17 protein-coding genes and 1 tRNA gene are annotated in these 21,221 nt (G+C 71.1%); 8 read left to right on the forward strand and 10 right to left on the reverse strand.

The features are described 5' to 3' along the window. Nucleotides 1-248: 248 nt before the first annotated feature. The 8 genes from ACFY6S_RS15600 to galU form a co-directional block, all read right to left on the reverse strand. On the reverse strand, nucleotides 249-3,725 hold the full coding sequence (locus ACFY6S_RS15600; RefSeq protein ID WP_388816419.1) for a DUF4132 domain-containing protein: 3,477 nt from the start codon (nucleotides 3,723-3,725) through the stop codon (nucleotides 249-251). A 287-nt stretch (nucleotides 3,726-4,012) separates the two neighbouring features. Continuing rightward, nucleotides 4,013-4,086 (reverse strand) — tRNA-Ala (locus tag ACFY6S_RS15605). 105 nt (nucleotides 4,087-4,191) lie between these two features. Then, nucleotides 4,192-5,352 carry a gephyrin-like molybdotransferase receptor GlpR gene (gene glpR, locus ACFY6S_RS15610; RefSeq protein WP_388816422.1) on the reverse strand — a complete coding sequence of 387 codons (1,161 nt, stop codon included), beginning with the start codon at nucleotides 5,350-5,352 and terminating at the stop codon, nucleotides 4,192-4,194. Nucleotides 5,353-5,489: 137 nt separating this feature from the next. Then, nucleotides 5,490-6,119, reverse strand: a complete 630-nt coding sequence (locus ACFY6S_RS15615; RefSeq protein WP_388816425.1) for a GNAT family N-acetyltransferase — start codon at nucleotides 6,117-6,119, stop codon at nucleotides 5,490-5,492. Beyond that, nucleotides 6,116-6,712, reverse strand: a complete 597-nt coding sequence (locus ACFY6S_RS15620) for a molybdenum cofactor biosynthesis protein B (protein WP_388816428.1) — start codon at nucleotides 6,710-6,712, stop codon at nucleotides 6,116-6,118. The genes ACFY6S_RS15615 and ACFY6S_RS15620 overlap by 4 nt, the downstream gene beginning before the upstream one ends. Beyond that, nucleotides 6,709-7,161, reverse strand: a complete 453-nt coding sequence (moaC, locus tag ACFY6S_RS15625) for a cyclic pyranopterin monophosphate synthase MoaC (RefSeq protein WP_388817984.1) — start codon at nucleotides 7,159-7,161, stop codon at nucleotides 6,709-6,711. Before moaC ends, ACFY6S_RS15620 begins: the two co-directional genes overlap by 4 nt. A 226-nt stretch (nucleotides 7,162-7,387) precedes the next feature. Beyond that, complete coding sequence (glp, locus tag ACFY6S_RS15630) at nucleotides 7,388-8,722, reverse strand: gephyrin-like molybdotransferase Glp (protein WP_388816431.1); 1,335 nt, start codon at nucleotides 8,720-8,722, stop codon at nucleotides 7,388-7,390. A 3-nt stretch (nucleotides 8,723-8,725) separates the two neighbouring features. After that, nucleotides 8,726-9,628, reverse strand: a complete 903-nt coding sequence (gene galU, locus ACFY6S_RS15635) for a UTP--glucose-1-phosphate uridylyltransferase GalU (RefSeq protein ID WP_388816434.1) — start codon at nucleotides 9,626-9,628, stop codon at nucleotides 8,726-8,728. 117 nt (nucleotides 9,629-9,745) lie between these two features. Here galU and ACFY6S_RS15640 point away from each other — a divergent pair, with 117 nt between their 5' ends. Continuing rightward, entirely contained in the window at nucleotides 9,746-10,339 is a 594-nt protein-coding gene (locus ACFY6S_RS15640) for a 5-formyltetrahydrofolate cyclo-ligase (RefSeq protein WP_388816437.1), read from the forward strand. Between the two features lie 25 nt (nucleotides 10,340-10,364). Here ACFY6S_RS15640 and ACFY6S_RS15645 read toward each other — a convergent pair whose 3' ends face one another. After that, the gene (locus tag ACFY6S_RS15645) at nucleotides 10,365-13,286 is read right to left on the reverse strand and encodes a penicillin acylase family protein (protein ID WP_388816440.1); all 2,922 of its coding nucleotides are present in this window, start codon (nucleotides 13,284-13,286) and stop codon (nucleotides 10,365-10,367) included. A 305-nt stretch (nucleotides 13,287-13,591) separates the two neighbouring features. Here ACFY6S_RS15645 and ACFY6S_RS15650 point away from each other — a divergent pair, with 305 nt between their 5' ends. The 6 genes from ACFY6S_RS15650 to mscL all read left to right on the forward strand — a co-directional run bounded on the left by ACFY6S_RS15650 (nucleotide 13,592) and on the right by mscL (nucleotide 19,835). Then, nucleotides 13,592-15,214, forward strand: a complete 1,623-nt coding sequence (locus ACFY6S_RS15650; protein ID WP_388816443.1) for a potassium/proton antiporter — start codon at nucleotides 13,592-13,594, stop codon at nucleotides 15,212-15,214. Between the two features lie 286 nt (nucleotides 15,215-15,500). After that, on the forward strand, nucleotides 15,501-16,793 hold the full coding sequence (locus ACFY6S_RS15655) for an MFS transporter (RefSeq protein WP_388817987.1): 1,293 nt from the start codon (nucleotides 15,501-15,503) through the stop codon (nucleotides 16,791-16,793). A gap of 208 nt (nucleotides 16,794-17,001) precedes the next feature. After that, nucleotides 17,002-17,376, forward strand: a complete 375-nt coding sequence (locus tag ACFY6S_RS15660) for an FmdB family zinc ribbon protein (RefSeq protein ID WP_388816446.1) — start codon at nucleotides 17,002-17,004, stop codon at nucleotides 17,374-17,376. Nucleotides 17,377-17,502: 126 nt separating this feature from the next. Then, on the forward strand, nucleotides 17,503-18,336 hold the full coding sequence (locus tag ACFY6S_RS15665; RefSeq protein ID WP_388816449.1) for an S-methyl-5'-thioadenosine phosphorylase: 834 nt from the start codon (nucleotides 17,503-17,505) through the stop codon (nucleotides 18,334-18,336). Between the two features lie 194 nt (nucleotides 18,337-18,530). Beyond that, nucleotides 18,531-19,157 (forward strand): hypothetical protein, encoded by a 627-nt coding sequence (locus ACFY6S_RS15670; RefSeq protein ID WP_388817990.1) that lies wholly within the window; start codon nucleotides 18,531-18,533, stop codon nucleotides 19,155-19,157. Nucleotides 19,158-19,325: 168 nt separating this feature from the next. Beyond that, entirely contained in the window at nucleotides 19,326-19,835 is a 510-nt protein-coding gene (gene mscL / locus ACFY6S_RS15675; protein WP_388816452.1) for a large conductance mechanosensitive channel protein MscL, read from the forward strand. A gap of 52 nt (nucleotides 19,836-19,887) precedes the next feature. Here the strand turns inward: mscL and ACFY6S_RS15680 are convergent, their stop codons facing one another. Next, complete coding sequence (locus tag ACFY6S_RS15680; RefSeq protein WP_388816455.1) at nucleotides 19,888-20,070, reverse strand: hypothetical protein; 183 nt, start codon at nucleotides 20,068-20,070, stop codon at nucleotides 19,888-19,890. Between the two features lie 116 nt (nucleotides 20,071-20,186). Between ACFY6S_RS15680 and ACFY6S_RS15685 the strand changes: the two genes are divergently transcribed. Beyond that, entirely contained in the window at nucleotides 20,187-21,218 is a 1,032-nt protein-coding gene (locus ACFY6S_RS15685) for a P1 family peptidase (RefSeq protein WP_388816458.1), read from the forward strand. Nucleotides 21,219-21,221 lie beyond the last annotated feature (3 nt).

The raw sequence follows: 21,221 nt of genomic DNA on the forward strand, positions 1-21,221 counted from the left end.
GATGGCGAATATCCGTGAGCCCGCGTCACTCGACCGGGTTATGGCGAAGACCACTTCCCGCTACACCTCCCCCATTTTCGCTTATCAGTGCGAAACATATTCAGGCGTCCGTATGATTTCGACCCGAATTCCCAGCGGGAGGACAGGGAGGAGGAACAGGGAAGAGGAACGGGGAGGGAGAGCAGCGGCCGTCGCTCCCGGCCCTCCCCGGGCTGTGCGCCGCGGTGGGGTGGGGCTTCTGGTCGTCATCAGCGCGCCACCAGCTCCGCAAGGTCGGAGAGCAGCTCGGACACGGCCACCGGGTCGAGTTCGGCGAAGGCGAGCCTGGCCGGCTCCCCGGGCTGGTCCCACGCGCTGGGCCGCACGGACAGCCCTATGTGAAGCAGCGACTGCTCGGCGGAGAGATCGACGGCGCCGATCTTGAACCCGTCCGACGGAATGACGATGACCCAGCGGTCCTTCGCGACCCGCTTGGACATCCAGCACTGCACCCCGGCGAACATCGGCTCGTCGCGCTCCCAGCCGCGCCGCTCCAGGCCGAGCAGTGCGGCGGTCGGCACGGTGACGTTCTCCCACCGCTCCAACCGGTCGCCGGCCGCCTCGTCGTCCGCGAGCCGGTGCACGGCACGGTCCAGCTGCGGGAAGGGCTGTCGGAACTCGTGGTCGGCGAACAGCTTCGCCCACGCCGTGAGTTCCCCGCCGAGGTGGAGCGGGTGTGCCAGCCGCACCGAGGCGTCCTCCGGCAACGTGAACTCCTCGCCCCGTACGTCGACGAAGGTGCGGTCCGCCCACACCCGGAACGCCGTCACCCCGCCGGTGCCGCTGAGCCCCGGGGTCTCGGACGGGGCCGTCTCGGCGGCTCCGGCCGGGACGCACAGCCACACCAGTCGCCGCACCGGATGCCCCAGCAGGGGATGGGAGACCAACAGCTCGCGGAACTCACCGGTGGTCCAGAGGCGGCCCGCGACCATCGCGTCCTCCAGTCGGCGTACCTGGTCCGAGGCCACCGCCCGCACGTCCTTCTTCAGCGCCGTGAACCGCTTTCGTTCCGCCGGGGCCAGCTCGGCGTCGTCGCGTGCGCCCGGCTTGGGCAGGTCCTTGCGCCGCTTGCCGTCCTGGTCCAGGACGTACGGGCGCAGTTGCTCGTCGAAGCACACGGTGAAGCGCCGGGGCCCGTAGTCCACGACGGTCGTGCCATCGGCGTCCAGCCCGAAGTCCGGCACCATCCGGTCGGCGAGCTGCTCGCCGGACAGCCCCAGATCGGCTGCCAGCTGCTCGACCTTCTCCTGGGCACGCGTCTTGAGGGCCTTGAATCTCACCCGCTGCGACACCCCGTGCAGCTGCGTCAGGGCCACGTCGCTGCCGATGGCCACCAGCACGTCCAGGCCCTCCACCGCCCGCTGGTGCGCTCCCTCGCCGGGCCAGCTTCGCAGGACCGGCGCCAGCCGACGCGCCGTCTCGTCGTCGCCGAGCCACCCCAGGGCATACAGCGCCCAGCTTTCCTTGGCCGGCATCCCGGACAGCCGCCACTGCTCGAACAGGGACCAGGCGAAGGAGGCCAGCGACTCGGGATCGCACGCCTCCTTCACCACCTCCACGCCCGTATAGACCGCGCCCGGCCGGGAGATGGCCAGCATGGTCAGCAGATGGCGCACGGACTCGGCCGACAGCGCCGAGGTCCGGCCGCGCAGCAGCACGCGCGGCAGCAAGCGGGGGGCCGCCCAGGCGGCGGGTTCCGGCATCCTCGACGGCAGCGCCAGCTCCAGACGACCGGCCGACAGCAGGTCACGGACGATCGCGACCGCCTCGGGACCGTGGCCGGCCGCCGCGTCGAGTACGGCCTCCTTGCCGTGGGTGACGGCGATGGCCCGCAGCGCGTGCTCGGCGCTGTGGCGGGCGGCGCCCGCCGGACCGGCCGCATCGGGCACCAGCAGCGCGGCGGCGTCCGCGCCGTGCCGGGCGAACCAGGCACGGGCCGTGGCCGCGACGGACTTCAACCGCACGAACCAGTCGGCCATCAGCCGCGCGACCTCCAGCTGCCGATAGGGCAGGAGCAGCCCGCCGGCCATGGCGGGCTGCCGCGTCGCGGCATGCAGCAGCGGCGGCAGCGCGTCCTCCTCCCACCGGGCGGCCACCGGCCTCAACTCCTCGACGATCTCCCACATGTGCTCGGGGGTCCACTGCGCCAGCAACGGGCGGTACGTGTCAGGGCCGTCGACGAACAGGGCCGCCAGCCGGTAGTTGTCGAGGTCGGCGAACTGCTCCCGCAGGGTTGGGACGTCGGGATACGGCTCGTTGTGCCAGCGCCGCGCCCGGCGCTCGGACTCCTCGACAGCGGCGGCCCATGCCTCGCGCTCACCGGGCTGCCACAGCACGCGGGTCTCCTCCCCGGCGGCGAGCCCCTTGACGGTCCTCGGCTTCGGCGCGGTCCGCCTGCCCGTCCACGGCGGGTTCACCAGCAGTTCGGGCAGCGCGTCGGCCGAGGCGTCGGCGACAGCCGGGTGCAGCAGCCCCCGCACCACCTCGGCGGCCCTGGGCGGGAACCGCGCGAGCCGCGATTCCAGCAGCTCGCCGTGCGTGGCGACGTGCGCGGTGAGCAACTGGCCCAGCAGGAAGGAGTTGCGGCCGGGGGCGGGCGCCGCCCGGCCGGCCAGCAGGCGAGCCGCGCGCACCGGATATCGCCGCACCGCCTCCAGCAGCGCGGGACGCACCTGCTTGTCGTCGGCGTGGGACATCAACAGCGCGAAAGCCTCGTCCGTCGGCAGCTCCGCCAGGATCGCCGCCTGTTCTTCCGCCGAAGCCCCGTTGGCAGGTGTACGGTGCCGCCAGATCTCCGCGATCAGCGCGGCGACGGCGGGCCCGACGCCCTCGGCGACCGTGGCCGCGGTGGAGAGTCTGCCGTTGTAGGCGGACACGCCGCCCGCCCGCAGCAGGGCTCGCAGCTGCTCCTCGTCGTTCAGCGACTCGAACAGCATGGCGCGTATGACGCGGTCCTCCCGCCCGCTCTCCCCGGGATCGGCACAGCACTCCGCGACCCAGTCGGTCTCGCCCGGGACCAGATACGACACCACGATGCGGCGCCGCGCACCACCGCGGTGCGCGGCCAGAGCCGCCACCACCTCGCGGTAGCGGTCCTCACCGACCGTGGACAGCAGCGTCCGCACCCGGTCGGCGGCGCCCCGGCGCAACCACAGCCGCTGCGGCGCGTCACCCTCGGGCAGGACGGCCAGCCTGGTGGTCCTGCCCTCGTCGCTGTCGTGGTCCAGCTCGAACAGCTCCACCGTGGCGCGGGCCGCGAAGACCCGCCCGTGCCGCAGATCCCAGGCGTCGACGACCTCGCTGTACACCAACTTCCCCCGGTCGGTGGCCACGGCCAGGACCGCCGCGCCGACCGGATCCGCCGTCCCCTCCAGATAGCGGCGTGCGGCGGCTGCCCGCTCAGGGTCGATGCCCGCGACGGCCCCGTCGAGGACCGGGCCGGTCCACTCCGCCTTCGCCGCCGCGAGCCGCCTGTCCCAGGAGTCGAGGGCCGACCCGTGGGGGTAGTGCGTGTTCCGGCTGACGCCGCCCCAGCGCGGCCGGAGCGTCTGCCGCCAGGCGGCGGGCAGCGTGAAGGAGTCCTCGTCGGGGGCCGCCACGGCATCCTCGGCCCTGCCGCCATCCCCGGCGTCCGGCATGCGACCGGCACCCACCGCCACGTATCCCTCGCGTCCCCTGTCCCGCACGGCCGCCCCTTCCCCGGACCACGCCGACCCCAGGTCGGCGCTCCTGTGACGAACTCCGCCCGCGACACGGGCGATCGACGGAACTCACAGTAGGTCCGACCACTGACAACGCCCGCTGACCTGCACCGAACCCGCCCCGGCGACGGCACGGCCCGGCGACGACACGGCCCGGCGACGACACGGCCCGTCGCCCGCCACGAGACGGCGTCCCGTCCGAGCAGCGCCGAAGTCCGAGCAACACCAAAAAGCCCCTACCGGGTTTCCCCGGTAGGGGCTTTGAGCTGCGGTGGACCTGAGGGGATTTGAACCCCTGACCCCCTCGATGCGAACGAGGTGCGCTACCAGTCTGCGCCACAGGCCCTTGCAACGAGTGAAACTTTAGCACCCCTGGGGCCGTGCTCAAAAATCCGTCCGTGGCTGGTCACAGGTGGAGCCGTGACGCCCCCGAGGACCCGGGGCCCGGATGTCACTCGTTGGCCGCGCGGGGGCGGTCGTCTTCGTCGTACTGGTCGAAAAGGGGGGTCCTGCCCCGGTCGCGGGCGCGGCGGGGGGCCGGAGGGGACGGGGCAGGGAGGGGTTCGGGGGCCGGCTCGGCGGTGGACGAGCGGGCCGCGCTCCAGGTCTCCGGGTCGGTCACGTCCACGCCGCCGGTGGCCCGTGGCGCGACCGGGGCGGTGACGTAGGTGGGCAGCGGGACCGGGACCGGTTCCCAGCTGTCGCCTCGGCCGGGACCGCGTTCGCGCTGCTGGTCGACCCACTCCGCGTGGTCGGTCTGCTCGACCAGGGCGCGGCGGCCCGCCTCCTGGGGCGAGACCGCGGGGGCGGGCTCCGGTTCGGGCTCGGGGTGGGGTTCGGGCTCCTGTTCCGGCTCGCCTACGGCGGCCGAAGCGGGCTGGTGGCGGCGCGGGCGGTTCTCGCGGAGGCGCTGGGCGGCGGCCTCGGCCCTGCGCCGGTCCATCGTGAACGCGAAGCGACGCCGTTCCTGACCGCGCAGATGCACGATGTACGTGCTCAGCAGGACGGCGGGAACCGCCGGCGCCCAGAGGAAGCCCAGTCCGCCGACCGCCGCGACGATCGCGCCGAGCGTGAAGGCGAGGAAGAGGACGACGGTGGTACGGCGTCGCCGTGCGAGGACCTGCGAGCGCTGCGCGCGCCGGGCGCGTTCCGCCGCCGTACCCGAGGGCCGCGCGCGCCTTTCACGCCGGGCGCGCCGTTCGGGTGACGGCTCGGGCGGGGCGACGCGCTCGGGACGCGCCGGAGATGCCTCGGGGCGTACCGGAGAGGGTTCGGGCGCGGGGCGGGGCACCGTACGCGAGGGCGGGTGGATCTCCATCCGTACCTCGGTGTGCTCCCGGGGCGCGGAGAAGGCCCGGACGTCCACGGAGCTGATCGATTCCGTGCGCCTGTCCGGTTCCGCGTCGGTCCCCGCCTCCTCGGCCCGTCCCTGAAGCTCCTTGGCGTAACGGCGCTCCATGGCCGCCCTTCCGGACAGCAGCCGGATGGCGGTGCTGAAGCGTTCCGTCGGACGCGCCTCATTGAGCTCGTCCTGCCTGCGGAGCCACATCGGCACCAAGTAGGCGGCCCAAGCCCCGACGATGACTGCGTAGATGAGGCCGCTGCTGCTCACGGTTCACACCGTAGAGGGGTTCGCACGGCGGCATCCGCCAATTGAGCCGGTGTGTCGCACGATCTGGCTGATATCACTGACTTTTTTTATGATGTTTCGGATCGTTTGATGTCCATATCGGAAAGAATATCGAACATTTATTTCATTTTCTGATTGTTCTCGGGTCGCCTCTGCCGCCACCGGTGGAGCAGCCCCTCCGGCACCTCTTCCGCCGTGAGCGCGTAGACGAGGTGATCCCGCCACGCACCGTCGATGTGGAGGTAGCGCGGGCGCAGCCCCTCCTCGCGGAATCCGAGCTTGTCGACCACCCGGCGGCTCGGCCCGTTCTCGGGCCGGATGCAGACCTCGACGCGGTGCAGCCCCACCGTCCGGAAACAGTGATCGACGGCGAGGGCGACGGCCGTCGGCATGACGCCGCGCCCCGCGACCTCGCGGTCCACCCAGTAGCCGACATGTCCCGAACACATCGAGCCCCAGGTGATCCCGGCGACCGTCAACTGCCCGACCAGCCGCCCCTGGTACTCGATGACGAACGGCAGCATCCGGCCGGCGGCGCCCTCGGCGCGCAGGTGGCGGACCATCTGGCGGTACGTGGGGCGCCGGGCACCGGGCGCGCCGGGGGGCGGCGGCGGAATCGTCGCCTCCCAGGGACGCAGCCAGTCGCGGTTGCGCCGGTTCACCTCGCGCCAGGCGGCCTGGTCGCGCAGCTTTATGGGGCGCAGAACGACATCGCCGTTCGCCAGGATCACGGGCCAGGCCGGGTTCATCCGGACGTACGGGGGTGATCGCCGCCGTGGATCTGGTCCACGGCATGCACGAGCAGCCGGTCGAGCACGGCGAGGCCGTCGCGCACGCCGCCGGTCGAGCCCGGCAGATTCACGATCAGCGTCCGCCCGGACACGCCCGCCGCGCCTCGGGACAGCGCGGCGGTGGGGACCTTGGGTACACCCTCGGCACGGATCGCCTCGGGGATGCCGGGGATCTCGTAGTCGACGACGCGCCGGGTGACGTCCGGGGTGCGGTCCGTGGGCGACAGACCGGTGCCGCCGGTGGTGAGGATCACGTCGTACCCGGCGGCCACGCCTTCGCGCAGCGTCCGCTCGACCGGATCACCGTCGGGGACGACCCGCGGTCCGTCGACCGCGAAACCGAGCGCGGCCAGGCCCTCGGCCAGGATCGGGCCGCCGCGGTCGGCGTAGACGCCGGCCGACGCGCGGTTGGAGGCCGTGACGACCAGGGCCCGGTACGGCGCCGCCGTGTCCGCCCCTGGGTCCCTGGGGTGTCGGGGTTCCGGTGTGCCGTCGGGGGCTCCGGGTTCGGTGCCGGCCGCGGCCGTCCCGTGTCTCTCCGGTCCGCTCATGCCGTACCACCCCCGGCGCCCGCCGGGCGGGTCCACGTGCCGGACCTGCCCCCGGTCTTCTCCTCGACCCGTACGTCGGTGATGACCGCCCCCTTGTCGACCGCCTTCACCATGTCGACCACGGTCAGCGCGGCCACCGACACCGCGGTCAGGGCCTCCATCTCGACGCCCGTACGGTCGGTGGTCCTGACCGTCGCCAGGATCTCGACGGCGTCGTCCGCGACGCTGAGGTCGAGCGTCACGCCCGAGACGGCCAGCGGATGACAGAGCGGGATCAGGTCGGGGGTCCTTTTGGCCCCCATGATGCCGGCGATACGTGCCGTGGCGAGGACGTCGCCCTTGGGCACTCCCCCGCCCCTGAGCAGTTCCACGACGCGTGGCGAGACGAGCACCCGGCCGCTGGCCCGCGCCGTGCGCGCCGTGATGTCCTTCGCCGAGACATCGACCATGCGGGCCGCGCCCGACTCGTCGATGTGCGTCAGGCCGTCGAGACCGTCACGTGAGTCACTGCCGCCGATGCCGTCGCTTCTGTCGCTGTCGTCACTGCTGTCGCTGCCCTGCTGATGGGGTCCGGGGGTCTCCCCCCGGGAAAACACGGTCATTCGCTGCTGGCGCTCCCGGTCCGGGCCCGACAGGGCCTGTGTGGGCAGACACGGTACCGCCACCGCCCGGCGCTCAGCCGATCAGGATCACGTCAACCTCCGTACCGGGTTCCACGGAGACGGTCTCCTCGGGGACCACGATCAGCGCGTCGGCATGGGCGAGCGCGGCGACAAGATGCGAGCCGGCGCCGCCCACCGGGGCGATCGTGCCCGCCTCGGCGTCGTACGTGCCGCGCAGGAACTGCCGGCGGCCCGCCGGTGACGACACCGCCCCTTCGGTCGCGAGTGTCGCGCGGACCACCGGGCGGTGGACGTCCTTGAGCCCCATCAGCGCGCGGATCGCCGGGCGCGCGAACAGCTCGAACGAGACGTACGACGACACCGGGTTGCCCGGGAGGGCGAGCAGCGGGGTGTGTTCGGGGCCGATCGAGCCGAACCCCTGGGGCTTGCCGGGCTGCATCGCGAGCTTGCGGAAGTCGATACCGCTGCCCTCCTCGTCCTCGTCCCCGACCGAGGAGAGCGCCTCCTTGACGACGTCGTACGCACCGACGCTGACGCCGCCCGTGGTGATGACGAGGTCGGCACGGATCAACTGATCCTCGATGGCGGCACGCAGTTCGTCCGCGTCGTCGGTGACGGCGCCCACGCGGTAGGCGATGGCGCCCGCGTCCCGGGCGGCGGCGGTGAGGGCGAAACTGTTGGAGTCGTAGATCTGGCCCTCGCCGAGCGTCTCGCCCGGCTGGATCAGCTCGCTGCCGGTGGAGAGCACCACCACGCGCGGGCGCGGGTGGACCCGGACCCTGCCCCGGCCGATCGCGGCGAGCAGGCCGATCTGGGGCGGCCCCAGCACCGTACCGGCCTCCAGGGCGAGGTCACCGGCGCGCACGTCGCTGCCGCTCTCGCGGACGTGGGCACGGGGTTCGGCCGGGCGGTGGACCCGCACCTCGCCGCTCGACCCTTCGCGGAACGCGCCCGCCGGGCGCATCGAGGTGACCGCTCCGCCACCCACCCCGCCGTCGGTCCACTCCACCGGCACGACGGCCTCGGCGCCCGGCGGCAGCGGAGCGCCGGTCATGATGCGGGCGGCCTGGCCGGGGCCGACCTCGGGCAGCGAGCCGCTGCCCGCCGCTACATCCCCGATGACGGTCAGCACGGCCGGAAACTCCTCGGTGGCGCCCACCAGATCGGCCGTACGGACGGCGTAGCCGTCCATGGAACTGTTGTCGAACGGTGGCAGGGCCACCGGCACCGTGACGTCCTCGACGAGGACGCAGCCCTGGGCGTCGGGCAGTTGCAGTTCGATGGGGTCGAGCGGACGGACCGTCGCGAGGATGTCCGCCAGATGCTCCTCCACCGACCAGAACCGGTCGCGGACGGGTGTGAGTGCCGGGTCTGCCGTGCTGCTCAAGTGCTACATCTCCTCGCTGACGTAACCGCGGAGCCAGGTGCGGAAGTCCGGGCCCAGGTCTTCACGTTCGCATGCGAGTCTGACAATGGCACGCAGATAGTCGCCCCGGTCACCGGTGTCGTAGCGGCGGCCCTGGAAAATGACGCCGTGGACCGGCCCGCCCACCTTCTCGTCGGCGGAGAGCTGCTGGAGAGCGTCGGTGAGCTGGATCTCACCCCCGCGGCCCGGCTCGGTTTTGCGCAGTATCTCGAAGACGGCCGGGTCCAGCACATAGCGGCCGATGATGGCGTAGTTGCTGGGGGCGTCGGCGACGTCGGGCTTCTCGACCAGATCACGGACCTTGAAGACGTCCGCGTCGTCCGTGCCCTCGACGGCGGCGCATCCGTAGAGGTGGATCTGCGCCGGGTCGACCTCCATGAGGGCGATGACGCTGCCGCCCTCCCGCTCCTGGACCTCGACCATCCGGGACAGCAGCGGATCGCGCGGGTCGATCAGGTCGTCACCGAGCAGGACGGCGAACGGCTCGTCACCGACGTGCGGGGCGGCGCAGAGCACGGCGTGGCCGAGGCCGCGCGGGTCGCCCTGCCGCACGTAGTGCATGGTGGCGAGGTCGCTGGACTCCTGGACCTTGGCGAGACGTTCCCTGTCTCCCTTGAGGGTGAGCGCCTGCTCCAGCTCGTAGTTCCGGTCGAAGTGGTCCTCAAGGGCGCGCTTGTTGCGGCCGGTGACCATGAGGACGTCGGAGAGCCCGGCGGCCACCGCCTCCTCCACCACGTACTGGATCGCCGGCTTGTCGACGACCGGCAGCATTTCCTTCGGAGTGGCCTTGGTGGCGGGCAGGAAGCGAGTGCCCAGGCCCGCGGCGGGAATGACAGCCTTGGTGATCCTTGAGGACGAATGAGTCATGCGGAGAACCCTATCCGGCCAGTATGCGCGGAAGATGATACTTCAGTGAACTTTCGCCTCATACGCTCTCATATATGGGGTTTGTGATGGCTTTTGAACCGGAAAGCGGGCCGTGAAGTGAGCCAGAACACGTCCGAGAAGGCGGCCGTACGCGGTGAACTCCTCGCCGCGCGAGCCCTGCTGTCCAGTGAAGACGTACGGAGGGCCGAGTCGGTTCTGTCGGCGCGGGCGCTGGATCTGCCGGAACTCGCCGGCGCCCGTACGGTCGCCGCCTACGTCTCGGTCGGGCGGGAGCCCGGCACCCGCGCGCTGCTCGACGCGCTGCGTGCGCGCGGGACCCGCGTCCTGCTGCCGGTGCTGATGACGGACAACGACCTGGACTGGGCGGAGTACGAGGGCGCCGAGCACCTGGTGCGTGCCGGGCGCGGCCTGTTGGAACCCGGAGGCGAGCGGCTCGGGCCCGGCGCCGTCCTGGCGGCGGAAGCGGTCCTGCTGCCCGGCCTCGCGGTGGACGGGCGCGGGATGCGGCTGGGGCGCGGCGGCGGCTCGTACGACCGGGTCCTGGAGCGGCTGCTGCGCGCCGGGGCGAGCCCCGCGCTGCTGGTACTGCTCTACGAGAACGAGGTGGTCGCGCGGGTCCCGGAGGAACCGCACGACCACCCCGTACAGGCGGTGATCACCCCGGAGGGTGTCAGGCGCTTCGGCCGCTGAGGGCCGCTGTCGCGCGCCTCGCCTCCTACTGCTGCTGCTTCTCCTCGGTCAGGGTCAGCGTGTCCCGGGTGGCGCGTTCGACGGCGTCGGAGGTGTAGGACCAGTCGAGCAGCTCGCCCCTGGACCACTTGTCGGTCTGGTCCGTGTAGTGCGCGCTGTAGGCGTGTCCCGAGGCGCCGGTGAGATTGATCCAGCGGGACTTGTCCCAGTCGCCGACGTTGACGACCATCCGCATCGACGGGACCCAGATGACCTCGTAACCGCCCGCCGCGTTCCAGCCCGTCGCGTTGACCGCGGCCTCACCGCCGCCGAGGTTCCAGGGCCCCCGGTTGAGCATCTCCTTCAAGATGCCGGGGCCACTGGTGCCCAGGGTCTGGTTCTTCAGCTGGAGCTGGTGGAGGCGGCCCCAGCTCCAGCTGGAGACGTCCTTGCCGAGCTTGGCGGTCAGCTCCCAGCGCGCGTCCGCCATGGCGCGGCCGAGCAGCTGGTCACGGGTCTTGGCGGCGGGGTCCTTGCGGGTGGCGGGGGCGCTCCACCATTCGTTGCCCTCGTCCTTGATGATGTTCCGCACGACCTCGTACCAGCGGTCGCCGCCGTCCGGCTGCGCCTGGTCGGGGGCGCGCTGGCCGCACTCGCGCACCAGCCGCTGGTCGTCGTCCACCGGGCCGGAGCCGTTGGCCGGGCGCACGTTGAGACATTCGCCCTGGGCCCGCAGCTCCTTGGGAAGCTTGTCCCCGAAGGCGAGCTTGAGGACGTTGCGCCAGACCGCGTTGAAGTAGGCGGCGGGCCCGGAGTCGGCGTCCTGGGTGTAGTCCCAGCCTTCGAGAAGCTTCTGCGCCTCGCGCACGGCGGGGTCGGAGACATCGATCTTCAGCAGGTAGGGCATCAGCAGCTTGGCGATCTGGCTGCTGTTGTCCAGCTGCATGCTCTGCATGTCGTCGGTCGAGATCTTCCCGCCGTCCTTGATCTTCGACTCGATCAGGTCGGTGATGCGCTGGCTGCGGGCGCCGTAGCCCCAGTCCTCGGTCAGCGTGTACGGGTACTTCTCGGCGTCGACGACCGCCTGGTTGGCGGTGACGATGTAGCCGCGCTTCGGGTTGTACTCGTACGGCAGCTTCTCGAAGGGGACGTACCCCTCCCACTTGTACTTCGGGTCCCAGCCCGGCGCCGGCGTCCTGCCGTCGAAGCCGTCGGAGCGGACGGGGATCCTGCCCGGCGCCTGGTAGCCGATGTTGCCCTTGGTGTCGGCGTAGATGAGGTTCTGGGAGGGGACCTCGAAGTGCTCCGCGGCCTTGCGGAACTGGGTGAAGTCCTTGGCCTTGTTGATCTCGAAGACCGCGTCCATGGAGTTGCCCGGTTCGAGCGCGGTCCACTGGAGGGAGACCGCGTAACCGTCACCGCGGTCGGGCGCGACATTGCCGACCGGGGCCTTCTCGCCGACCTTCTTCAGCTCGCTGTTGCGGTCGGAGACCACCGGGCCGTGGCCGGTGGAGCGGACGGTGATCTTCTTGCTGGAGCCGCCGGCGACCTTGATCGTCTCCTCGCGGGTCTTGAACGGCTTCTCCTTGCCGTCGTACAGGTACGAGTCGCCGCTGACCTTCTCCAGGTAGAGGTCGGTCACGTCGGCGCCGAGGTTGGTGAAGCCCCAGGCGACGTCCTGGTTGTGCCCGATGATCACACCGGGCATACCGGCGAACGTGTAGCCCGCGACGTCGTACTGGCAGTTCGCGGAGACGCTGCGGCAGTGCAGACCCATCTGGTACCAGAGGGAGGGCAGCTGGGGCGCGAGGTGCGGGTCGTTGGCGAGGAGGGGCTTGTCCGTCGTCGTGTAGCGGCCGGAGACGACCCAGGAGTTGGAGCCGATGCCGCTGCCGCTCGGGCCGAGCAGCGCGGGGATCTCGTCCAGGGTGCCGGAGAGCGCTCCGAGCTGGGACTCCAGGCCCTCGGTCGCCTCGGAGGCGCTGTAGCCGATGTTGCTGGCGGTGCCGGTCCCCCCGGTGGCGGTGTCCGTACCCGTGCCGGTCAGGCCGGTGGTGCCGGTTCCGGTACCCGCGTCGGTACCGGTGCCGCCGGCCCCGAGGCCGGTACCGGTGTCGCCGGTCCCGAGGCCCGTGCCGGTGCCGTCGGTCCCGAGGCCCGTGCCCGTACCGTCACCCGTCGCGTCGCCGCTCGGCTCGGCCTTGGGGTCGTACTTCCCGGTGAGCGGGTCTATCCCGCCCTCGGAGACGATCGGCTTGTTACGGCTGTACGGATACGACGGGTACAGCTCGTCGATCTGCTTGTCGCTCAGCCGGCTCGTCATCAGCGAGCGGTCGATCTCGTCCTGCATGTTGCCGCGCAGGTCCCAGGCCATCGCCTTGAGCCAGGCCACCGAGTCGACCGGGGTCCACTTCTCGGGCCGGTAGCTGTTCGTGAGGTTCAGCGTGGCGTACTCGACCGAGATGTCCTTGCCCGAGCGGCCCTTGAGGTAGGAGTTCACTCCGTCCGCGTACGCCTGGAGGTTCTTCTTGGTCTCCGCCGAGAGCTTGGTGTCGTACTCCCGCTGCGCGACTCCGTGCCAGTCCAGGGTGCGCAGGAAGGTGTCGGTCTTGACCTGTCCCTTCCCGAACATCTCGGAGAGACGGCCGGAGGTCATATGACGGCGGACGTCCATCTCCCAGAAGCGGTCCTGCGCCTGGACGAAGCCCTGGGCGCGGAACAGGTCCTGGTCGCTGTCGGCGTAGATCTGCGGGACGCCGTAGCCATCGCGTCTGACCTCCACGGAGCCCGACAGGCCCTGGAGTTCGACTGTCCCCGTGGTCTGGGGGAGAGAGGCACGGACCGTACTGACGCCCCAGTACGCGCCGTAGCCGACACCCGCGACAAGCGCCAGCACCAGAACGATCACGATCAGACGGGCGCGTCGCCCCTTCTTTTTGCCGGAAGGGGGGGCTGTGTTGGCGGGCATCGCTGTCCTTCGAGGGGCAGGGTGGTCCTGGAAATGCTGGAGCAACCATAGGCGCAGCGCTTCGCCGCGCCGGACGCGGTGTCATGTAGTGCGGCTCATCCGACGATCACTTCCTGATTCACACGGGGGTTTATCGGTTGATTCGCTCCGTGATCGCGACGGAAATCACACAGCGGCCCACCCCGGAAGCGCTCCGGAGTCACGGCGACGAGCGCGATCTGCTCGTACTGACGCTCGAGGCGTCAAGAAATCGTTAAAGATTAGGTAAGGTAACGAAGTACCGGCTGCCGGAGAAACGATCCGGTGTGCGCGAGGGGAAGGATCGGCCGCTGACTGTCCACCATCTCAATGAACTTCTGCTGATCAGCTCCCTCGTCCTGCTGATCGCGGTCGCCGCCGTCCGGATCTCCTCGCGGAGCGGGCTGCCCAGCCTGCTCCTGTACCTCGGCATCGGGGTCGTCATAGGGCAGGACGGCCTGTTCCACGTGAAGTTCGACAACGTCGAGCTGACGCAGGTGATCGGCTATGCGGCCCTTGTGGTGATCCTGGCCGAAGGCGGTCTGGGCACCAAGTGGAAAGAAGTGAAACCCGCGCTGCCCGCCGCCGCCGCGCTGTCGACCGCGGGTGTCGCGGTCAGCGTGGGCGTGACGGCGACGGCCGCGCACTATCTGATCGGCCTGGAGTGGCGGCAGGCGCTGATCATCGGGGCGGTCGTCTCCTCGACGGACGCCGCCGCGGTCTTCTCCGTCCTGCGCAAGGTGCCGCTGCCCTCCCGGGTGACCGGGGCGCTGGAGGCGGAGTCCGGATTCAACGACGCCCCCGTGGTCATCATGGTGGTCGCCCTCTCCGCCGCCGGACCCGTCGAGCACTGGTACGTGCTGCTCGGCGAGATCACGCTGGAACTGGCGATCGGCGCCTGTATCGGGCTGGCGGTCGGCTGGGCCGGCGCCTTCGGACTGCGACGGGTGGCCCTGCCCGCCTCCGGGCTCTACCCGATCGCCGTGATGGCCATCGCGGTGGCCGCTTACGCCATCGGCGCCGCTGCCCACGGCAGTGGCTTCCTCGCCGTCTATCTGGCCTCGATGGTCCTCGGGAACTCCAAACTGCCGCACGCCCCCGCCAACCGAGGCTTCGCGGAGGGGCTCGGCTGGATCGCCCAGATCGGCATGTTCGTCCTGCTCGGTCTGCTGGTGACACCGCACCAGCTGGGCGACGACTTCCTGCCCGCCCTGATCGTCGGCCTCGTACTGACGGTGGTGGCGCGCCCCCTGGCGGTTCTGGTCAGCCTGCTTCCCTTCCGCATCCCCTGGCAGGAGCAGGCGCTGATGTCCTGGGCAGGGCTGCGTGGCGCGGTGCCCATCATCCTGGCGACCATCCCGATGGTGTCGGGCGTCGAGGGCAGCCTGCGGATCTTCAACATCGTCTTCCTGCTGGTCGTGGTCTACACGCTGGTCCAGGGCCCGACACTGCCCTGGCTGGCGAAGGCCCTGCGGCTCGGCTCCTCCACCGACACGGCGGACCTGGGCATCGAGTCGGCCCCTCTGGAACGGCTGCGCGGGCACCTCCTCTCGGTCGCGATCCCCGACGGGTCGAAGATGCACGGCGTGGAGGTCGGGGAGCTGCGCCTTCCGTCGGGATCCGCGGTGACCCTGGTCGTCCGGGACGACAAGAGTTTCGTACCGCAGCCCGCGACGGTGCTGCGCCGCGGCGACGAGCTGCTGGTAGTGGCGACGGATCCAGTACGGGACGCGGCGGAGCAGCGGCTGCGCGCCGTCGCCCAGGGCGGAAAGCTGGCCGGCTGGCTCGGAACGGGCCGCGGCGGAAGCAGAGGTACGGGCGGCAGGAGCACAGGCGGCGGTTCGGGTTCGGGTTCGGGTTCGGGTTCGGGTTCGGGCAGAGGCTCGGGCGTGGCCGGGAAGGTCTCGTAATCGGAGGCGGGTGCGGGGAGCACGCGGGTCTTTCCCAGGTGTGGCAGCGGTCAGTGCCTGTACGATAAAGGCGCACTTGATCGAACCAACTCTGCCTGACGCAGTGCTGGCGCGACCCGTATGGCGGCCGTGGAGTTCCCCTGGTGGGCCCTGGCATCTACCGCAGTTCCGCGCAAGAGGACAGCTCTCGGCCACGCCCGGCCATCCGGGACGCGCGCTACCAGGCGGCAGAAAGGCAAGGACCGTGTCCCGCAACACGGTCAGCCGGGCCGACACGGCCGGCACCATCGAGGACTCCCCGGCGCCCCGCCCCGGATACGGGCGGCTTCTGCGCACACCCGGAGTCTGGTCGTTCCTGATCCCCGGCTTCGCCGCGAGACAGCCCTTCGCGATGCTGACGATCGGCATCGTGCTTCTGGTGCAGCACACCACCGGCTCGTACGGCAGCGCCGGCGCGGTCGCCGCGGTCACCGGCGTCTCCATGGCGCTCTGCGCGCCGCAGGGCGGAAAGCTCGCGGACCGGTTCGGGCAGCGCGCGGTGTTGGTACCGGGCGTGCTGCTGCACAGCGCGTCCGTGGCCGCCCTGATCACGCTCGCCCTGGCCGGCGCGCCCTTGTGGGCGCTGTTCGCGGCCGCCGTGCCGACAGGTGCCTCCGTCCCGCAGATCGGGCCCATGGTCCGGTCCCGCTGGGCGGCGGTACTGGGCGGCGACCGGTCCGGAGCACGAGCCGCCCTGCTGCCGACGGCCGCGGCCTTCGAATCCGTGACGGACGAGTTCACCTTCGTGATCGGGCCGGTGATCGCGACCGCTCTGTGCACCGGCGTGCATCCGGCGGCCGGACTGATCGCCGAGGGCGCGCTGACGCTGACCGGCGGCCTGATCTTCGCCGCGCAGCGGAGCAGCCAGCCTCGGCCGAGCCGGAACGACGAGGGCGCCTCGACCGAGCCCCGCACCTCGGCGCTGTCCGTGCCGGGGGTTCGGGTGCTCGCGGTGGCCTTCCTGGGGATCGGTTCTGTCTTCGGGGGCATGCAGGTCTCCCTCACTGCCTTCGCCGAGGAGCTGGGCAACCCCGGCGTGAACGGACTGCTGTACGGGATCTTCGCGGCGGGCAACATGCTCGCCGGGATCGTGTGCGGCGCGCTCGCCTGGAAGATCGGGCCCAGGCGCAGGCTGCTGATCGGCTACTCCGCGCTGACGCTGACGGCCTCCGCCCTCTGGGCGGTGCACTCGGCGCCCCTGCTCGCCGGCCTCGGGCTGCTGGTCGGCCTCTGTATCGCGCCCGCGCTGATCACGGGCTACACCCTGGTCGACTCACTGGTGCCCGCCTCGGCGCGCACCGAGGCGTTCACCTGGCTGACCGGTGCCGTCGCGCTCGGACAGGCCGCGGCGGTCACCGTCGCCGGGCAGTTGGCCGACGCCTTCGGCTCGCGCGCCGGATTCGTGGTGCCCCTCGCGGGCACGGCACTGGCGCTGATCGTCCTGGTGGCACTGCGTTCACGGCTGGCGCCGTCGCGCGGGACCAGAACGGTCACACACGGCTCGGCGTATCGCGATGATGCCGCGATCAGCAAGACGTGACGTGTTGAACTGTTCACACCCTGCGCGGAATACGTTGCCGTGACCCCGCCGCCCGAGGGCTTCTCACATGGACACTGAGGTCCTCGGGGCGGTCAAGCCCTGACCGCTGCCTGTGAGCATGGTCATGGACGCTACTCCATTCGCAGGCGACACAGGTTAGTATGGACGATCGTTAGCACTCATCGAGTCAGAGTGCCAGGAGGAATCAGTGCCGACCTACCAGTACAAGTGCACCGAGTGCGGCGAGGGCCTAGAAGCGGTGCAGAAGTTCACCGATGACGCCCTCACTGTGTGCCCGAGTTGCGAGGGACGCCTGAAGAAGGTGTTCTCCGCGGTCGGTGTTGTCTTCAAGGGCTCCGGGTTCTACCGCAACGACAGCCGCGGCTCGTCGTCGAGCAGCGCCCCCGCCACGACGAGTTCTTCGAGCGCGAAGTCGTCCTCGTCGTCCGAGTCCAAGGCAGGCGCGTCCGCCTCGTCCTCGGCTTCAGGCTCCGGATCTTCGTCGGGTGGGTCGAGCGCCGGGTCGAGTTCCAGCGCCGGCTCCAGCTCGTCGAGCAGCTCCAGCGGCTCTTCGGCCGCCTGACCGGCCGCTCCGCTCGTCTCGAAGTTCTTCCTGCATTTTCTGTGTGCCTTTCTTCGCCAGGACCCCGTCGTCTCCACGGTCGGGGTCCTTCGCGTATACCGGTACGGCGACGGCTAGTGTGATCGGATGGCGAACGCAGAGATCGGCGTGATCGGTGGCTCGGGCTTCTACTCCTTCCTGGAGGATGTGACCGAGGTCCGGGTGGAGACTCCTTACGGGCCGCCGAGTGACTCCCTGTTCCTCGGCGAGATCGCCGGGCGTCGGGTGGCGTTCCTGCCCCGGCACGGGCGGGCGCACGGTGTCGCCCCGCATCGCATCAACTACCGCGCCAACCTGTGGGCGCTGCGTTCCGTCGGGGTGAAGCAGGTCCTGGGACCGTGCGCCGTGGGCGGGCTGCGGCCGGAGTACGGGCCGGGCACTCTGCTCGTCCCCGACCAGCTGGTGGACCGGACGAAGGCGCGTGCGCAGACCTACTACGACGGGATGCCGCTGCCGGACGGAAGCGCCTCCAAGGTCGTACATATCTCGCTCGCCGACCCGTACTGCCCGGAGGGGCGGAAGACCGCGCTGGCGGCTGCGCGCGGACACGGCTGGGAGCCGGTGGACGGCGGAACGTTGGTGGTCATCGAGGGCCCCCGGTTCTCTACTCGGGCGGAATCGCGGTGGCACGCCGCGATGGGCTGGTCGGTGGTCGGGATGACAGGGCACCCCGAGGCCGTACTCGCTCGTGAACTCGGTCTCTGCTACACCTCCATGACGCTCGTGACGGATCTGGACGCGGGAGCCGAGACCGGCGAGGGGGTGTCCCACGAAGAGGTCCTCGCGGTCTTCGCCTCCAATGTCGACCGGCTGCGCACCGTGCTCTTCGACGCGGTGAGCGGATTGCAGCCGAGCGGGACGCGGGACTGTCTGTGCTCGCATGCGCTGGACGGAATCGATACCGGGCTTCGACTGCCCTGATCACGAGTTGCCCCCTGCCCCCGCGAGCCATGCGCCGGAAATCCGGAATTCCGCCGACGCGAGCGTGAACCACTCGCGGGGGTGAGGAAGTTGTCCACAACCGGGAGCTGATCCACAGGGCGCGGCAGGATCGGGCCAGGACGTGGATCGTGAGGAGCGATCGCAACAGCTCCTCACGTCAGGTGGTGGTCGTCATGTCCCATGCCTTCGCCCATGATCCGTCCTCTCCCCCGCCTTCCGCTTCCGCGGCTCCACCAGCCCCGTGCCCCTCGTTTCCGCCCCTGCCCCCTCCAGCGGCGCCCGAGCCGCTCGGGGTGCCGCCGTTCGCCCCGCTGCGTGTGCGGGGGGCCAAGCAGCGGTGGCGCCGGGCCGTGCTCAGGCGGCGCCGGGCGACGGCGGCGGGGCTGGCGATGACGGCGGCGGCGCTGGCCACCGCCGGGGCGGGCGGCGCCGTCGGCGCGGCCGGATCCGGCGGCGATGCCAGGGCGGAGGCCGCCGCGGGCGCCGTGGCGGCCGGTCCACCGGCGGTCCGGCGCCGGGCTCAGCGCCCACCGGGCACGGTGTCCGCTCCCGTGCGCATCGCGGATGCGGCGACGGTGCGCCTGCTGCGCCGGGGGGATCGGGTCGATGTGATCGCCGGGGTGGGTGGCGAGACCGAGGCGCGCGTGGTGGCCTCGTGTGTGCGAGTGGAGGAGATTCCCGTGGCTCAGGAATCGGCTGCGGACGGCGGGGCACTGATCGTGCTGTCCGTGCCGCGGGACACCGCGGCGGCGCTGGCCGGAGCGAGCGCCACAACACGACTGGCGGTGGCGGTGTGTTGAGCGTTTCGACGCGAGGGCGCCCGGCGCTGAGCGTGATCCTCCGCCTTCGAACTGGCGCTCAGTGGCGTCGCCTGATCGCGTACGCGGATTGGACAGCGTGGGGACACGCTGCCGTAGGTTGCGCAGCGGATTGTCATTCGTACGGCACATGTGAAGAAAGGCTCACCCGTGAGCAAGGAGAAGGAGAGCGTGCTGGCGGGCTTCAAGGCCTTCCTGATGCGCGGCAACGTGATCGACCTCGCGGTCGCGGTGGTCATCGGCGCGGCGTTCACCAACGTCGTGAACTCCCTCGTCAAGGGTGTGATCAACCCGCTGGTCGGCGCCTTCGGCACACAGGACCTGAACCAGTACAGCTCGTGCCTCAAGTCGCCGTGCGTGATGAAGGACGGCAGGGTGATCAAGGGCATCCCGATCATGTGGGGCACGGTGCTCAGCGCCGTCCTCACGTTCCTGATCACCGCGGCCGTCGTCTACTTCCTGATGGTGCTGCCGATGGCCAAGTACCTGGCCAGGCGGGCCAGGCTCCAGGCGGCCAAGGAAGAGGTGCAGGAGGTCATGGAGGTCAGCGAGCTGGAGGTCCTCAAGGAGATCAGGGACGCCCTCGTGGCTCAGCGCGGCGCCGCCGGACCGGGGCAGACCAACCCCGGGCAGAACGGCCCGGGGCCGAGCGCTCCCTGATGCGGGGCCCCGCCCGGCGGCTCGCCGGGTGGTTCGCCGCGCGGTGGTGGGGTCAGATGTGGTGGGGCGGCTTCTCGTCGAGGAACCGGGCGAGATCGGCGGCGCTGTCGCCGCTCGCGGCGGGCCGCTCTCCCCAGCCCCGGTCCGTGTCGTCCGAGGACGGCTGGTCCAGCGGGTCGTCGAAGATCAGCGCCGGGCCGGGACGCGGCGGCAGGGGTTCGGGGACGGTACTCATACCTCCAGAGTACGGGCGCGTGCGGCGCGTCCGTCCGGCCAGGGCCCGCGCCCCTTGACCCGGCCCCGGGTCCGCCCTCGCGTCCGGCCCGGCCGCGCGTGGTACGGATGGGCGTCATGGCGAGCAATGACGCACTGACCGATGTGACGGGACTGCGGGTGGGCCACGCGCGTGTGGCCGGGGACGGGGCGCTGAGCGGGACCACCGTCGTCCTCGCCCCGGAGGGCGGAGTCGTCGCCGCCGTGGATGTACGAGGCGGCGGGCCGGCGACGCGGGAGACCGATGCGCTGGATCCGCGCAATTTCGTCCAGCGGGTCGAGGCCATCGTTCTCACGGGCGGCAGCGCGTTCGGGCTGGACTCCGCGTCGGGTGTGGCGGCGTGGCTGGAGGAGCGCGGGCGCGGGATACGGGTCGGCGCCGATCCTGCCCAGGTCGTGCCGGTGGTCCCAGCGGCGGGCATCTTCGATCTCGGGCGCGGTGGCGACTGGCGGGCACGCCCGGACGCGGCGACCGGGCGGGCGGCTGTGGAAGCCGCGGCCGGTACGGAGAGCGGGGCACCTGTCGTGGAGGGCTCGGTGGGCGCGGGCACGGGCGCCGTCGCCGGTCAGTTCAAGGGCGGGGTGGGTACGGCGAGCACTCTGCTGGATTCCGGGGTGACCGTGGCCGCCCTGGTCGTGGTCAACGCGGCCGGTTCGGCCGTCGACCCGCTCACGGGGGTGCTGTACGGGCGCTACTTCAGCGGCCGTCCGGAGTATCCGGCGGCCGAGGTCCACGAGGCCGCCCGCAGGCGCCTGGCCGAGCTGCGCGAGCTGAACGGTCCGGCTCCGCTCAACACCACGCTCGCCGTGGTCGCCACCGACGCCGACCTGTCCCGTGCGCAGGCGCAGAAGCTCGCGGGCACGGCGCACGACGGTATCGCGCGCGCCGTCCGTCCCGTGCATCTGCTCAACGACGGCGATACGGTTTTCGCGCTCTCGACCGGCCTGAGAACGCTCCGCGAGAAGGGACAAGACGCCCTCAACGAGGTGCTGGCGGCCGGTGCGGACGTGGTGACCAGGGCAATTGTCTCGGCCATGTGCGCCGCCGAGAGTACGGACCGGCCCGGCGGGGCATTCCCTTCGTACCGCGATTTGTATGGGCTCGACTGAGGG

Source organism: Streptomyces sp. NPDC012835 (genome assembly GCF_042900885.1).
Taxonomy (GTDB): Bacteria; Actinomycetota; Actinomycetes; order Streptomycetales; family Streptomycetaceae; genus Streptomyces.

Bases quoted from the DNA above. Each gene is read 5' to 3' on its own strand.
- ACFY6S_RS15615 (WP_388816425.1), bottom strand. From the start codon at position 6,119: ATGAACCCGGCCTGGCCCGTGATCCTGGCGAACGGCGATGTCGTTCTG.
- ACFY6S_RS15620 (WP_388816428.1), bottom strand. From the start codon at position 6,712: ATGAGCGGACCGGAGAGACACGGGACGGCCGCGGCCGGCACCGAACCC.
- moaC (WP_388817984.1), bottom strand. From the start codon at position 7,161: ATGGTCGATGTCTCGGCGAAGGACATCACGGCGCGCACGGCGCGGGCC.
- galU (WP_388816434.1), bottom strand. From the start codon at position 9,628: ATGACTCATTCGTCCTCAAGGATCACCAAGGCTGTCATTCCCGCCGCG.
- ACFY6S_RS15645 (WP_388816440.1), bottom strand. From the start codon at position 13,286: ATGCCCGCCAACACAGCCCCCCCTTCCGGCAAAAAGAAGGGGCGACGC.
- ACFY6S_RS15665 (WP_388816449.1), top strand. From the start codon at position 17,503: ATGGCGAACGCAGAGATCGGCGTGATCGGTGGCTCGGGCTTCTACTCC.
- ACFY6S_RS15670 (WP_388817990.1), top strand. From the start codon at position 18,531: ATGTCCCATGCCTTCGCCCATGATCCGTCCTCTCCCCCGCCTTCCGCT.
- ACFY6S_RS15680 (WP_388816455.1), bottom strand. From the start codon at position 20,070: ATGAGTACCGTCCCCGAACCCCTGCCGCCGCGTCCCGGCCCGGCGCTG.
- ACFY6S_RS15685 (WP_388816458.1), top strand. From the start codon at position 20,187: ATGGCGAGCAATGACGCACTGACCGATGTGACGGGACTGCGGGTGGGC.